Here is a 14,305-nt window from a genome sequence, read left to right as displayed (position 1 = left end):
TCGTTTCGAAAGCACTCATTCACGGGTGCTTTTTTCATTTCTAGTGTTAATCATACTGTATTACAGCTTAATAAGCCTGAAAGACGTTAAAAATTTACTTGTGGTTATATTTCGTTTGAATATAATTTCTTTCAAATCGAAACATGAATTATCGATAAATGCTAAAACGGAACACCCAACAGCGGCGCCGAGCCATTGTTGAACAGTTGAATCAAACCGGAGAAGTCAGTGTTGAACAACTGGCACAGGCGTTTGATACCTCTGAAGTGACTATCCGCAAAGATTTAGCGGCTCTGGAAACTGATGGACTATTACTACGCCGCTATGGTGGCGCGGTGCCACTACCGCAAGAGTTAACTGTGCCACAGCGGGGTCCGTCAGCCAATCAGTTAGCTATCGCTCGCAAAGCGGCAGAACTCATTCGCGATCATAACCGTATCATCATTGATTGCGGCTCTACTACTCTCGGGCTTATTCCAGAGTTGAATAGCAAACGTGGATTGGTGGTGATGACTAACTCATTGCAACTCGCCAATGCCGTCCATGAACTGGAAAACGAACCAACATTATTGATGACTGGTGGCACTTGGGATCCTCATTCGGAGTCATTTCAGGGGCAAATGGCTGAGCAGGTTTTGCGTTCCTATAACTTCGATCAACTGTTTATTGGCGCAGATGGCATCGATCTCAGCCGGGGCACAACAACCTTTAACGAGCTCACTAATCTTAGCAAGGTGATGGCTGAAGTGTCGCAGCAGGTAGTGGTGATGCTGGAATCAGACAAGTTGCAGCGGCGCATTCCCAATCTGGAATTGCCCTGGTCGCAGATATCCACGGTCGTTAGTGACGATCGTTTATCTCCCCCGGCGGCAGATATTATTCGTGGGCACGGCATCGATGTATTACTGGTGCCCTATCAAAATTCAAACTAAGAAGTAACGCAGGAAATAACATGTGTGGAATAGTTGGCGCCGTGGCGCAAAGGGATGTGATGGAAATTCTGCTGGAAGGCTTGAAACGGCTGGAATATCGCGGCTATGACTCAGCAGGTATGGCGGTGATCCATGAGCAGCAACTACAACGTGTGCGCCGAGTGGGTAAGGTGCAGGAGTTGGCTGATGCGCTGGTGCAGCAGCCTCTGGTCGGCGGTACCGGTATTGCTCATACCCGCTGGGCGACTCACGGCGAACCTAACGAACGTAACGCGCATCCGCACCAATCCAGCGGCGATATCGCCGTAGTGCATAACGGCATTATTGAGAATCATGCCGAACTGCGCCACAAGCTTACCGAACTCGGTTACCGCTTTGAGTCTGATACCGATACCGAAGTGATCTGCCATCTGGTGCATCACGAACTGAAAACCCACGAATCCTTGCTGGCAGCGGTCCAGGCCACAGTGAAACAGCTGGAAGGTGCTTATGGCACTGTTGTTATTGACCGCCGTGACAGCGAGCGCTTAGTGGTGGCTCGTAGCGGCAGTCCGCTGGTGGTGGGTTATGGCTTGGGTGAAAACTTTGTGGCATCAGACCAACTGGCGTTGTTACCCGTAACCCGTTCTTTTTCCTATCTGGAAGAAGGTGATGTTGCTGAAATTACCCGTCGGAAAGTGAGTATTTTCAACAGTAAAGGCGAAGCGGTTGCACGCGAGATTAAAGAATCTGAAATCACGCATGATGCGGGTGATAAAGGTGCGTTTCGCCATTACATGCTGAAAGAGATCCATGAACAACCGTTGGCGTTGACCCGCACCATGGAAGGCCGTATAGCCTATGGCCAGGTGTTGGCATCCGCTTTTGGTGATAATGCAGAAGCGTTATTGAGTGGTATTCGCCATGTACAGATCATCGCTTGTGGTACCAGTTATCATGCGGCAATGACCGCACGGTACTGGCTGGAACAATGGGCAGGTGTTTCCTGTAATGTGGAAATTGCTTCAGAGTTTCGCTACCGCAAATCCTTCACATATCCTGACAGCTTATTTGTGACTATTTCTCAGTCTGGAGAAACCGCTGATACGCTGGCGGCGTTGCGCTTGGCAAAACAGATGGGGTACAAAGCCTCTCTGACCATTTGTAATGTACCGGGTTCATCTCTGGTGCGCGAGTCAGATATGGCGTACATGATGAAAGCGGGTGCGGAAATCGGTGTGGCATCGACTAAAGCTTTTACTGTGCAGTTAGCTGGATTGCTGATGTTGACTGCGGTTATCGGTCGCTATAACGGTATGAGTGCCGAGACTGAAGCTGCTATGGTGCACAGCTTGCAATCCTTACCCGCAAAAGTTGAGCAGACTTTAGGGCTGGATGAAACCATCGCGGGTTTGGCAGAAGACTTTGCTGACAAGAGTCATGCGTTGTTTTTAGGTCGTGGCGATCAATACCCTATCGCCATGGAAGGTGCACTAAAGCTGAAAGAGATCTCTTATATTCATGCAGAAGCTTACGCGTCTGGTGAATTGAAACACGGACCGTTAGCATTGATCGATGCCGATATGCCGGTAATTGTAGTAGCACCGAATAATGAATTGTTGGAAAAGCTTAAATCTAATGTGGAAGAGGTACGGGCTCGTGGTGGTTTGATGTATGTATTCGCGGATGTGGATGCTAACTTCCGGTCCGACGACTCCATGAAGGTTATTCCTGTGCCCCATTGCGATGAGTTTATTGCGCCGCTTATCTACACTCTGCCGTTGCAATTACTGTCCTATCATGTCGCCCTGATAAAAGGCACTGACGTAGACCAGCCGCGAAATCTGGCCAAGTCAGTGACAGTTGAATAAGGGGTTAGATATCAAATACCAGGCTGCCGGGTGGCAGGAACGGCCAATTGAGACGTGTGGCTGAACCGTCACCTTGTGCAGCAAAAAAGTAGCCTGTTTGTGGGGTTACAAATACTCGGTCGCCCTTTTGTAATCCCTTTTCTTGCAGCTGGTGGTGGGTAAATTTTGCCTCCCACAACTGTTCGCTATGCCAGCCGCTCGGTGCTAATTCCACTCTAACTTCCGCACCAATGGGCGTAATGGAGACAATCTCAAACGGTAAATTCACCTGGCTGTTAGGTTTATCAGACAAGGCAAGTTCATGACTGCGGACATACAATGCGCCGTTTTGCTGCAATTGCGGTTGTTCTGGCGGCACGATAAATGCCTCACCATTGCGCCAGCACTGTTGTTGCCATTCGGCAGTAAACACGTTGACGTTACCCAGAAAATCAAACACAAAACGGCTATTAGGTTGGGCATATAGCTCAGCCGGGGTGTTAACCTGTTCTATGTGGCCGTTGCTCATCACCACCACCCGATCTGACAGCTCCAATGCTTCGTCCTGATCATGAGTGACAAACACACTGGTGAATTTCAGTTCATCATGCAGACTACGTAACCAGCGACGCAGTTCTTTTCGCACTTTGGCATCCAACGCGCCAAAGGGTTCATCCAACAACAACACCTCTGGCTGCGTCGCCAGTGCCCGCGCCAGCGCAATACGCTGTTTCTGTCCACCAGAGAGTTGCTCGGGATAGCGCTGTGCCAGATGACCGAGCTGCACGGTTTCTAACAGTTGTGAGACTCTTTTGTGGATCTCAGCCGCTGCTGGCCGCTGTTTGCGCGGCATGACTTGCAGGCCAAAAGCGACGTTTTCGGCGACTGTCATATGGCGAAACAGCGCGTAGTTCTGAAACACAAAGCCGACCCTACGTTCGCGCACATGCACCCTTGTCACTTCTCGGTCACCAAAATACAGTTGGCCGCTATCTGCACCTTCAAGCCCGGCAATAATCCGTAGTAGCGTGGTTTTACCCGAACCTGATGGTCCCAGCAGACCGATCATCTCGCCATCGTCAATATCGAGATTGAGCGGTGAAAGCGCCTGAAACTGGCCAAATTGCTTGGAAATATTGGTAAGACGAATACTCATAATTGGCTCTGCTCATTATCATTATTGGCGGATAAACTGCGTTGTTGCTGCCATTCAACAGCGGCTTTCAGCACCAAAGTAAAGAGGGCGATTAGTGCCAGTAGTGAAGCGCTGGCGAACGCGGCTTGGGCTTGGTAATCCTCATAAAGTAATTGTACGTGCAAAGGTAGGGTATTGGTTTCGCCACGAATGTTGCCGGATACCACTGCGACAGCACCAAACTCACCTACCGCTCTGGCATTGGTCAGAATTACCCCGTAAATCAGTGCCCATTTGATGTTGGGTAAGGTCACGCGGCGAAACAGTTGCCACCAGGAGGCTCCGAGGATTACCGCCGCTTCCTCTTCCGCGGCACCCTGTTGTTGCATCAATGGGATCAGTTCGCGTGCCACAAACGGACAAGTGACAAAAATGGTTACTAACACGATCCCTGGCCAGGCAAACATCACCTGCAGATCATGTTCAAACAACCAGGCCCCCAGCCAGCCACTGTTGCCATACAGCAACAGGTAGAGTAAGCCTGCCACCACGGGCGACACGGCAAAGGGAATATCAATCAGCGTGATCAGTATTTTGCGCCCCGGAAATTCGAAACGGGTGACGCTCCAGGCCAGTAGCACACCAAAAACTAAGTTTATTGGTACAGTCAGTGCTGCCACCATCAAGGTGAGGCCGATGGCGTGCAGGGTATCGGGTTGGCTTAAGTGTTGAATGTACAACCGCCAACCACCAGCGAAGGCCTGCTGAAAAATACTGGCTAGCGGTACCACCAATAATAAGCCGCTGAGTAATACCGCTAGCGCGATCAGACTCCACTTGATGATAGGTGCATCACCCACTCTGGAAGGCTTAAATGCGTTCATGCGTGCTCCTTAACGTCCGCGAATACGTCGCAAATAACGTGCTTGCCAGAGGTTTATTAGCAGCAGTAGCAGTAATGAAGTCATGAGCACCACTGAGGCAATGGCGCTGGCGCCAGCAAAATCAAACTCCTGTAGCTTCACAAAGATCATCAACGAAGTGATTTCACTGATGTAAGGCATATTGCCAGCGATAAAGATCACCGCACCAAACTCACCAAGGCTGCGCGTAAATGACAGTGCGGTACCCACCATCAATGCCGGCCACAACGATGGCAGAATAATGCGCCAAAATACTGCACAGTCTGAGGCTCCAAGCGTCATACCCGCTTCCTCCTCATCGTGAGAGAGTTCTTCGAGCACCGGCTGCACCGTGCGCACCACAAATGGAATACTGGTAAAGACCATGGCAACCACAATACCCAAAGGCGAGTAAGCCACTTTAATCCCCAATTGCGTCAGCAAACTGCCAAGTTGCCCATTTTCTGCATATAGCGTTGCAAGCGTGATACCGGCAACCGCGGTCGGTAACGCAAACGGCAGGTCGACTAATGCATCCAGTAGCCGCTTTCCGGGAAATTCATACCGGACTAGCACCCATGCCAGCAATAGGCCAAACAAGCAGTTAAACAATGATGCCGCCAGTGCTGACAATAAGGTCACCCGATAACTGGCGACTACCCGCGGATCGGTAATCACGCCCCAATATGCAGACCAGCTCATGGTCCCGGTTTGCATGATCAGTCCCGTAGTCGGCAGTAACAGGATCAAACTGACAAACAGCAACGACACGCCCAAGCTGATGCTGAATCCAGGCAGAACCCGTTTATGGCGCAAGCGCCCGTTAGTTGAAATCACAGAATTTGCCACCGCATTACGTTAACTGGGATAACCCTATTTAGCGATCTATGGCTGTATTGCCAGATGAATACCTATTATTTGCAAACAGACCTGGAATTAGCCCAGGTCTTAGTTGCAGCACAGCCTGTATGTCTGGTGTTAGCGTTTCAACAGTTGATCGAGCTTTGCGCCGTTTGCAAATTGGGTTTTCATCGCGTTATCCCAGCCACCGATGATTTGTTCAACGGTTAGCAAATCCACTTCTGGAAATTTATCTGCAAATTCTGCCTTCACCTTGGCGTTATGCACCCGGTAGTTAAAACCTGCTAGCAGCCGCTGCGCTTCTTCACTGTAAAGGTAATTGAGGTATTCGGTCGCTAACGCTTCAGTACCGTTGCGTTTGGCATTCTTTTCAACAACCGCGACAGGAAATTCAGCCAGAATTGAAGTCTTTGGCACCACAACCTGATAATCATCACTGCCATATTGCTGACGAATGTTATTCACTTCAGATTCAAAGGTGATCAACACATCACCGATACCACGTTCAACAAATGAGGTTGTGGCACCGCGACCGCCGGTATCAAATACCGCGACATTAGCGAGGAATTTTTTCAGGAATTTATCCAGATCTGCCTGATCTTCCTTACCATAAATTTTCTGCGCATAACCCAAAGCGGCTAAGTAGGTATAGCGTGCATTACCTGAGGTTTTGGGATTAGGAAACACCAGCTTCACATCATCTTTGGTTAAATCGCCCCAATCGTGGATCTGTTTGGGGTTTCCCTTTCTCACCAGAAACGCAATGGTGGAATAGTAAGGCGAGCTTGAGTTTGGTAGCAGTTGTTGCCAGTTCGCAGGGATCAGCTTGCCGCGATCTGCCAGAATTTGCACATCCGTGACCTGATTAAAGGTCACCACATCGGCCGGCAGTCCTTGCAGAATGGAACGTGCTTGTGCAGAAGAACCGGCGTGAGACTGTTTAATCTCCACGGTTTTACCGGTTTGCTCTTGCCAGTGTTTGATAAACATTGGGTTGTAGGCGCTAAACAGTTCCCGGGCGATGTCATACGAAGAGTTCAGCAGCGTTTGATCTGCCGCCGCCACATTGAGCGATGTTCCCAGAAACAGGGTTCCCAACACGGCTTTTATCATTTTTACTGGCATTTTTACTCCCTCATTCGGTCACTGTGTCAGTGTGATGGCTGATAGAGTAATAGATGTTAATTTTTATAATAAGATGCCTATCTAGAGCTTTTTGGAATAACTATGAGCAATTTATTGTATGCGCCAAGCACTATTCACTGTGTTTACCAGAAGTAAGGCTCATAGAATAAGGCATCGTTTAATTGCGTTTAATCAAGAATAAAGGACCTATATCGTGTCTGATTTTCCCACCATTGAAACCTGCATCGGGCAAACACCGCTGGTACGTCTGCAGCGGCTAAACTGTGGTTCCTCTACGGTTTTGCTAAAACTAGAAGGCAATAATCCGGCTGGTTCGGTAAAGGATCGGGCAGCGCTGAATATGATCGTGCAGGCTGAACTGCGGCAGGAAATCCACCCTGGGGATACGCTGATTGAAGCGACCAGTGGTAATACGGGGATTGCGCTGGCGATGGTGGCCGCCATTAAAGGCTATAAGATGATTTTGATTATGCCTAAGGATTCCACTCAGGAACGTAAGGATTCGATGCAAGCTTACGGCGCGGAATTGCTGCTGGTGGGTAATATGGAAGAAGCGCGGGATTTGGCGTTAACGATGCAGGCGGAAGGTAAAGGCAAAGTATTGGATCAGTTTAATAACCAAGATAACGCTAACGCTCATTTTCTAACTACGGGGCCGGAAATCTGGCAACAGACGAATGGCAAGGTAACGCATTTTGTCTCCAGTATGGGGACTACCGGCACCATTATGGGGGTGTCGCGCTATCTGAAGGAGCGTAATCCAGCTATCACTGTTGTCGGGTTGCAACCTGCGTCAGGCAGTTCAATTCCCGGAATTCGCCGTTGGCCACAAGCATATTTACCCGGTATTTTTGATGCTGCCCGTGTAGATTTGATCATGGATATTACCGAACAGGACGCGAAGGATATGGCCAGAAAACTGGCGCAAGAGGAAGGTATTTGTGCGGGCGTCAGTTCCGGTGGTGCGGTGTTTGCCGCCCTAGTGCTTGCCCAACAGCATCCAGGATCAACGGTGGTGGCTATCATCTGTGATCGCGGTGATCGTTACTTATCTTCTGGGCTTTTTTCCTGACGTTTTATCGCTGATGTTGGGACGCTTATTCTGAATGATTATTGACGGTGTTGATTAATGCGGTTGGTTAAGGATTTATCCAGCCGTTTTTCATCATCCGTTAGCGCACATTTAAAGCCAAAACCTAGATGCTCTGCTTCCGGGTTAAGCTGTGTTGGCATTTTTACCACTCGATAACAACGATCTCCTTGCTTAACGATACGGTTGGGATCGAGTGGTGAGTCGAGCGAACCATTGCGTTCTCCTATTGGAATTGTCGGTAAGACTAATCTCTCTGGCTCAGGCGTTATGACACTCAAACTTTTGCGTGCAGACTGCTTCTTGGCATATTGGGTCGCTCCCTGATTTAACTTGCCGGACTGTTGCTGTTGCAAATAGTGGGAAGTGATGTCTTGGATGGAGGATATGTTGCTGGCAGTTGCCTCAGTTGTGGCTGCTGAACTTTTATCATTTTTTGCTGAATCGTGGGTGCGAAGGCGATTGGCTGATACCTTGCTTCTGTGTTGAATACTTTCCTGTTGTGTTGTTCTTGCTTGCTTCTGTCATGGGGTGTAGTGGTGCGTTTTTTGTTGGTGCCTGATACAAAAAGGCATGAATTGGCCTAACTGTGTTAGTCGTTATCGTGATGCGGTTTGGTGTCGTTGTTTTATAAGAGAAGCCTAGTGCAATCAATAAATGACAAAATACCACTGGAAGCAAAATACACCATAGCGGCGTCGCGTTAATGCCGTGCTTATTGTTATCAACGGGTATGGCGTAAAGTTTGTCATGCAATCCCTGCAATAGTTGCCTACATCAACATTTTTTGAATTAGCACGCGACCATACAGTTCATGGAGTTTCGGCCAAAAACGCCTAAACCATCTCGTTATTCGGTAAACGGGGCGTTTTAGGGGGATAGTGGCTAATAGGTCGCTGCATTAGGAACTAATAAACGAGGGTGAGTATTTGGCGTTATTTACTTTGCATAGTCATCATTGAAAAATTTCATCACGGCAATATAAGCGAGTTAATAAATAAGTGTTTGTTAATATTATTTATAATTTTCAAAAACTTATATTAATTTATAGCATGCTATGGGTATGATTGTTCTTGCTTTGGTGGGGTAAATAAACAATGTGCGGTTTAACCACTTAACCATTGTGTGTTCAGAATATTTTTGTGATAATCTTCACGTTTATCGAACTGAGCAGACAAAAGTCACACTTTGTTTGTGTGTATCAGTGGCGTAAATCAAGAGTCAGACTACTCTTCGTTGTCAGATTACTTTGATGGATTATGGCGCGTGCGCCTGTTTTCATTGGGTTTTCTGTTAAATAAACGGTAGCTTGGCTGGAAAATAATAAAAAATTTTTTCCGATACTAAAGTTTGTTTTTTTCGCCACTATCCAAAGGTTTGATTTATACAGATTGGTTCTGGCGTCTATTATATCGCCGCTGAAAGTTTGTTCGGTATTAATAGCGTTGTTCACGCTACTGCCCTCCTGGCAGTGGATGTTATCAACCTCTGTCGTTAGAGGAAGGTTCTTTGTGTTTATTCGTAGCCTAAGTAAAGTCGCTTTGGCAGCTATGGCCTTATTCCTGGCCGGCTGTGAGGGGGGCGTGCTCGACCCGAAAGGACATGTAGGGTTGCAGGAGAAAAATCTGATTATCGTCGCTACAGTGTTGATGCTGATAGTGGTTATTCCGGTAATCTTTATGACCCTGTACTTTGCGTGGAAGTATCGTGAAGGTCGTGACGAGCTCTATATGCCTAAATGGGCGCATTCAAACAAGATCGAAACTGTCGTTTGGATAGTTCCGATTATCATTGTTGTTATTCTAGGTACTATTACCTGGAAAACCACTCATGAGCTGGATCCGTACCGGCCGTTGGATCACGAACGTGATCATCTAACGGTTGAAGTGGTATCTCTCAACTGGAAGTGGCTGTTCATTTACCCAGAACAGGGAATTGCTACAGTCAATGAGTTGGTATTTCCAAAAGATGTGCCGGTGCAGTTCAAGATCACGTCTGACTCGACGATGAACTCATTCTTTATTCCCCAGTTGGGTAGTCAAATCTATTCCATGGCTGGTATGGAAACTAAATTGCATCTGATTGCGAATGAAGCAGGTACTTTTGATGGTATGTCTGCCAACTATAGCGGTGCAGGTTTTACCGGAATGAAGTTCAAGGCTACGGCAACACCAACGGATGCTGACTTTGAGAAGTGGGTAGCTTCCGTTAAAGCTAATAGCGCTGTGCTTGATGCGCAGAGTTACGACGAATTGGCTAAACCCAGCGAAAACAACCCTGTGCAGTATTATGGTGCGATAACTGATGGCATGTTCCATCAGATAGTCATGAAGTATATGCAGCACTATAACGACTGGGGTAAAGGCGGTCACGAACATGGCGAACATCAGGAACATAAGAGTTCTGATGCTGGTGAGTCTGGTATGCAGATGCTGCATCACGATTCGTCACCCGCCGTTGAACACGCCAAAGCTAATGGGGAGGCGTAGGAGTCAACATGTCTTTATTAGGTAAACTCTCTCTTGATGCGGTTCCTTACCACGAACCCATTATTATGGTTACCCTTGCAGCTGTTGCTGTAGGCGGTTTGGCCCTGTTGGCCATTTTAACCAAGTACAATGCATGGGGTATGCTCTGGAAAAACTGGATCACCTCTGTCGATCACAAGCGTCTGGGTATCATGTACATCGTTGTAGCGATGATCATGTTAGTCCGTGGTTTCGCTGACGCGATTATGATGCGTACTCAGTTGGCACTGGCGACTAATGGTGCCCCAGGCTACCTTCCACCCGAACACTATGACCAGATCTTCAGTGCTCACGGTGTCATCATGATCATCTTTATGGCGATGCCATTTATGATCGGTTTGATGAACATTGTGGTGCCATTGCAGATTGGTGCGCGTGATGTGGCTTTCCCTTTCCTGAATAATCTGAGCTTCTGGTTGACCGCATCTGGTGCGGTGTTGATCAATATCTCATTAGGGGTTGGTGAATTCGCCCGTACCGGTTGGGTAGCATATCCGCCATTGTCTGAATTGACATTCAGTCCTGGGGTCGGTGTTGACTACTATATTTGGGCCTTGCAGATATCGGGTCTGGGTACCCTGCTCACCGGGGTTAACTTCTTGGTGACAGTATTCAAGATGCGCGCGCCAGGCATGAAGTTGATGCAGATGCCTGTATTTACCTGGGCCTGTACTTGGGCAAATATTCTGATCGTCGCTTCATTCCCCATTCTGACTGCAACCCTTGGTCTGTTGACCTTGGATCGTTATCTGGATTTCCACTTCTTCACTAATGAAGCGGGTGGTAATGCGATGATGTATATCAACCTGTTCTGGGCTTGGGGTCATCCAGAAGTTTATATTCTGGTGTTGCCAGCGTTTGGTATTTTCTCTGAAATTGTGGCGACATTTAGCTCTAAAAAGCTATTTGGTTATACCTCCATGATCATGGCCAACGGCGCTATCTCGATCCTTGGTTTTATTGTGTGGTTGCACCACTTCTTCACCATGGGATCTGGCGCTAACGTTAACGCCTTCTTCGGTGTTATGACGATGATTATCGCGGTGCCAACAGGCGTGAAGCTGTTTAACTGGATTTTCACCATGTTCCGCGGCCGGGTGCGAATCACTGTGCCTATGTTGTGGACCTTGGGCGCAATGACCACCTTCACCATTGGTGGTATGACAGGGGTGTTGCTGGCGGTACCCGGTGCAGACTTTGTTCTTCACAATAGTTTGTTCCTGATCGCTCACTTCCATAACACCATTCTTGGTGGCGCGGTATTTGGTTATCTGGCAGGTTTCTCTTACTGGTTCCCGAAAGCTACCGGCTTCAAGCTGAATGCTAAATATGGTAAAGCCGCTTTCTGGTGCTGGCAGATTGGTTTCTATGTTGCCTTTATGCCGCTGTACGTTTTGGGCTTCTTGGGTATGACCCGTCGTCTGAACCACACTGATAACCCAGACTGGAATATCTGGTTGTATATCGCTTGTGTCGGCGCGGTAATTATCCTGTTTGGTATCATCTTCCAGTTCGTTCAGTTGTATGTATCCATCCGTGATCGTAACCAGAATCTGGACACTACTGGTGACCCATGGGGTGCCCGTACACTGGAGTGGTCAACTGCATCACCACCACAGTTTTATAACTTTGCCAAAACACCTGAAGTGCACAGCATTGATGCCTTTATGGAAGCGAAGGAAAACGGTACTGCTTATGCTAAGCAGGCTGAGTATGCACCAATTCACATGCCGAAAAATACTTCAGCAGGCGTTTTAATGGGTGCTGCGCTAACTGTTATGGGGTTTGCTTTGATATGGCATATCTGGTGGTTAGCTATCGTAGGTTTTGTCGGAACTATCGGCATCTTTATTGCCCGAGCTTATAACACCGATGTGGACTACTACGTACAGCCTGATGAAGTAAAACGTATTGAAGAAGCCCATCTGAAAAATGTTGCGGAGGTTGCGGCATGAGCACCCTGAGTCACACAATGGATGCTGGCGCACACGACGAGCATCATCACGATACAGGTAAGGTCACGCTCTTTGGCTTCTGGCTTTACCTGATGACAGACTGTCTGCTGTTTGCGTCTGTATTTGCTACCTATGCAGTGTTGTTTATGAATACTGCTGGCGGGGTATCTGGTCACGATATTTTTGAGCTGGATTATGTTGCTGTGGAAACCGCAGCACTGTTGCTCAGTAGTATCACTTATGGTTTTGCGATGTTGGCAGCTCATAAGAAGAATGTATCAGGCACACTCGGTTGGCTGGTGATCACCTTCCTCTTTGGTGCGGTGTTCATCGGAATGGAAATCAATGAGTTCCATCATCTGATTGTTGCAGGAAATGGTCCTGATCGCAGTGCTTTCCTGTCCGCATTTTTTGCATTAGTAGGTATGCACGGTCTGCACGTAACTGCTGGTTTGATCTGGATGGCCATTATGATGATGGAAGTGATCAAACGTGGTTTGGGTGACCGTACGCTGACCCGTCTGGGATGCCTGAGTATGTTCTGGCACTTCCTGGATGTTATCTGGATCTGCGTATTTACTGTTGTGTACCTGATGGGGGTAATCTAATGAGTGATATGGCGAATCAAGCGGCTCATGATGACGGCCACGGCAGCGTCAAATCTTATCTGATTGGATTTGTATTATCTGTCATCCTGACGGCTATCCCGTTTGCGGCGGTAATGTCTCACCAGTTGAGTAAGCCCGCAACCGTTGTGCTGGTTGTGCTCATGGCTGTCATACAGATCATTGTGCATCTGAAATACTTCCTGCATCTGGATTTCACTCCGCATGGTAAAGAAAATGCTGTGGCGTTTATCTTCTCTGCAGTGATTATCGGGCTGGTAGTCGGATTATCCATTTGGATTATCTACAGTGCTAATGCGCTGATGATGTATATGTGAGTAATAGTGTCATGATGAAACCCTATCTCAACGTCACCAAGCCGGGCATTATTATCGGCAACTTAATCTCTGTTGCTGGTGGATTTTTCCTAGCTTCCAGAGGACATGTTGACTGGTCATTAATGTTGGCTGCGATTGTCGGATTATCCTTAGTCGTCGCGTCTGGTTGTGCAATTAATAACTGCATCGACCGAGACATTGACGCCAAGATGAAACGAACACGGAACCGTGTGACAGTTACTGGTGAACTGTCGGCATCGAAAGCTTTCTGGTTTGGTGTGCTGTTGGGATGTTTGGGGTTTGCGGTATTAGCAATCTACACCAATGCCATGGCAACCCTGTTTGCGGCGATTGGTTACATCGTTTATGTGGGCATTTATAGCCTATATATGAAGCGTAAATCGGTTTATGGAACTGTGGTTGGGAGTCTTTCTGGCGCAGTTCCGCCAGTGGTGGGATATTGTGCCGTGTCAGGACAGTTTGATGCCGGAGCGGCTATTCTGTTGCTGATGTTTTGTTTGTGGCAAATGCCCCACTCATACGCCATCGCCATATTCCGATACGATGACTACAAAGCTGCCAATATTCCAGTATTGCCAGTGGCTCAAGGAATTGCTAAAGCCAAGTTGCACATAGTGCTGTATATCGCGGTATTTAGTATTGTGACCGCGCTGCTGCCGTTAACAGGTTATACCGGTACAGCCTTTATGGTGGTCGCTTGTTCAACCAGTTTATGGTGGTTAGCGATGGCCCTGCGTGGCTACCGTAGTGATGTTGATGTGAATGGCTGGGCTCGTCAGGTGTTTGCGTTTTCCATCTTCACTATCACCGCGCTTAGTATCACTATGGCGCTGGATTTCAGAATGGTGACGCCGCAACTGTTCGTCCAGTTGTAAATGCTGCACACTTTGTCTCGTCCTAATATAGGTTGACAGTTTTTAGGCCAGCTCCCGTAGCTGGCCTTTTCTATTGTGCACCTGATTG

The 14,305-nt window shown here is 47.9% G+C and carries 14 protein-coding genes; 8 read left to right on the top strand and 6 right to left on the bottom strand.

The window, feature by feature from the left end:
* Positions 1-158 precede the first annotated feature (158 nt).
* Together PY479_RS13700 and glmS are read left to right on the top strand one after the other, a co-directional pair.
* Positions 159-932 carry a DeoR family transcriptional regulator gene (locus PY479_RS13700; protein ID WP_212594927.1) on the top strand — a complete coding sequence of 258 codons (774 nt, stop codon included), beginning with the start codon at positions 159-161 and terminating at the stop codon, positions 930-932.
* Between the two features lie 20 nt (positions 933-952).
* A complete protein-coding gene (glmS, locus tag PY479_RS13695; RefSeq protein ID WP_275484114.1) occupies positions 953-2,782 on the top strand; it encodes a glutamine--fructose-6-phosphate transaminase (isomerizing) in 1,830 nt (609 codons plus the stop codon).
* Positions 2,783-2,786: 4 nt separating this feature from the next.
* Here the strand turns inward: glmS and PY479_RS13690 are convergent, their stop codons facing one another.
* The 4 genes from PY479_RS13690 to cysP form a co-directional block, all read right to left on the bottom strand.
* Positions 2,787-3,917 (bottom strand): TOBE-like domain-containing protein, encoded by a 1,131-nt coding sequence (locus PY479_RS13690; RefSeq protein WP_275484113.1) that lies wholly within the window; start codon positions 3,915-3,917, stop codon positions 2,787-2,789.
* The gene (gene cysW / locus PY479_RS13685) at positions 3,914-4,780 is read right to left on the bottom strand and encodes a sulfate ABC transporter permease subunit CysW (RefSeq protein WP_275484112.1); all 867 of its coding nucleotides are present in this window, start codon (positions 4,778-4,780) and stop codon (positions 3,914-3,916) included. The genes PY479_RS13690 and cysW overlap by 4 nt, the downstream gene beginning before the upstream one ends.
* A gap of 9 nt (positions 4,781-4,789) precedes the next feature.
* Positions 4,790-5,635: a sulfate ABC transporter permease subunit CysT gene (gene cysT, locus PY479_RS13680; protein WP_275484110.1), complete on the bottom strand. Its 846-nt coding sequence runs from the start codon at positions 5,633-5,635 to the stop codon at positions 4,790-4,792.
* A gap of 141 nt (positions 5,636-5,776) precedes the next feature.
* Positions 5,777-6,784 carry a thiosulfate ABC transporter substrate-binding protein CysP gene (gene cysP, locus PY479_RS13675; RefSeq protein ID WP_212594922.1) on the bottom strand — a complete coding sequence of 336 codons (1,008 nt, stop codon included), beginning with the start codon at positions 6,782-6,784 and terminating at the stop codon, positions 5,777-5,779.
* Positions 6,785-6,995: 211 nt separating this feature from the next.
* Between cysP and cysM the strand changes: the two genes are divergently transcribed.
* A complete protein-coding gene (gene cysM, locus PY479_RS13670; RefSeq protein WP_324033615.1) occupies positions 6,996-7,877 on the top strand; it encodes a cysteine synthase CysM in 882 nt (293 codons plus the stop codon).
* Between the two features lie 38 nt (positions 7,878-7,915).
* Here the strand turns inward: cysM and PY479_RS13665 are convergent, their stop codons facing one another.
* A complete protein-coding gene (locus PY479_RS13665) occupies positions 7,916-8,251 on the bottom strand; it encodes a hypothetical protein (protein WP_212594920.1) in 336 nt (111 codons plus the stop codon).
* Positions 8,252-9,096: 845 nt separating this feature from the next.
* Positions 9,097-9,348: a hypothetical protein gene (locus PY479_RS13660; protein WP_212594919.1), complete on the bottom strand. Its 252-nt coding sequence runs from the start codon at positions 9,346-9,348 to the stop codon at positions 9,097-9,099.
* Between the two features lie 58 nt (positions 9,349-9,406).
* Between PY479_RS13660 and cyoA the strand changes: the two genes are divergently transcribed.
* From cyoA to cyoE, 5 genes are read left to right on the top strand one after another with little or no spacing between them, the layout of a single operon-like run.
* Positions 9,407-10,384 carry a ubiquinol oxidase subunit II gene (gene cyoA / locus PY479_RS13655; protein WP_275484109.1) on the top strand — a complete coding sequence of 326 codons (978 nt, stop codon included), beginning with the start codon at positions 9,407-9,409 and terminating at the stop codon, positions 10,382-10,384.
* Between the two features lie 8 nt (positions 10,385-10,392).
* Positions 10,393-12,378 (top strand): cytochrome o ubiquinol oxidase subunit I, encoded by a 1,986-nt coding sequence (gene cyoB, locus PY479_RS13650; RefSeq protein ID WP_212594917.1) that lies wholly within the window; start codon positions 10,393-10,395, stop codon positions 12,376-12,378.
* Positions 12,375-12,986, top strand: coding sequence for a cytochrome o ubiquinol oxidase subunit III (cyoC, locus tag PY479_RS13645; RefSeq protein WP_212594916.1), 612 nt, complete (start codon positions 12,375-12,377; stop codon positions 12,984-12,986). The genes cyoB and cyoC overlap by 4 nt, the downstream gene beginning before the upstream one ends.
* 8 nt (positions 12,987-12,994) lie before the next feature.
* Positions 12,995-13,321, top strand: a complete 327-nt coding sequence (gene cyoD, locus PY479_RS13640) for a cytochrome o ubiquinol oxidase subunit IV (RefSeq protein WP_228730383.1) — start codon at positions 12,995-12,997, stop codon at positions 13,319-13,321.
* An 11-nt stretch (positions 13,322-13,332) separates the two neighbouring features.
* Complete coding sequence (gene cyoE, locus PY479_RS13635; protein WP_275484108.1) at positions 13,333-14,217, top strand: heme o synthase; 885 nt, start codon at positions 13,333-13,335, stop codon at positions 14,215-14,217.
* Positions 14,218-14,305: the final 88 nt, after the last annotated feature.

Source organism: Shewanella sp. A32, from assembly GCF_029167175.1.
Classification (GTDB): domain Bacteria; phylum Pseudomonadota; class Gammaproteobacteria; order Enterobacterales; family Shewanellaceae; genus Shewanella; species Shewanella yunxiaonensis.
Note: the sequence above shows the minus strand (reverse complement) of the source record. Positions and strands in the feature narration are given on the sequence as shown.

Excerpts from the sequence above, each read along its gene's own strand:
- PY479_RS13700 (WP_212594927.1), top strand. The coding sequence starts at position 159 with ATGCTAAAACGGAACACCCAACAGCGGCGCCGAGCCATTGTTGAACAG.
- glmS (WP_275484114.1), top strand. The coding sequence starts at position 953 with ATGTGTGGAATAGTTGGCGCCGTGGCGCAAAGGGATGTGATGGAAATT.
- PY479_RS13690 (WP_275484113.1), bottom strand. The coding sequence starts at position 3,917 with ATGAGTATTCGTCTTACCAATATTTCCAAGCAATTTGGCCAGTTTCAG.
- cysW (WP_275484112.1), bottom strand. The coding sequence starts at position 4,780 with ATGAACGCATTTAAGCCTTCCAGAGTGGGTGATGCACCTATCATCAAG.
- cysP (WP_212594922.1), bottom strand. The coding sequence starts at position 6,784 with ATGCCAGTAAAAATGATAAAAGCCGTGTTGGGAACCCTGTTTCTGGGA.
- cyoB (WP_212594917.1), top strand. The coding sequence starts at position 10,393 with ATGTCTTTATTAGGTAAACTCTCTCTTGATGCGGTTCCTTACCACGAA.
- cyoC (WP_212594916.1), top strand. The coding sequence starts at position 12,375 with ATGAGCACCCTGAGTCACACAATGGATGCTGGCGCACACGACGAGCAT.
- cyoD (WP_228730383.1), top strand. The coding sequence starts at position 12,995 with ATGGCGAATCAAGCGGCTCATGATGACGGCCACGGCAGCGTCAAATCT.
- cyoE (WP_275484108.1), top strand. The coding sequence starts at position 13,333 with ATGATGAAACCCTATCTCAACGTCACCAAGCCGGGCATTATTATCGGC.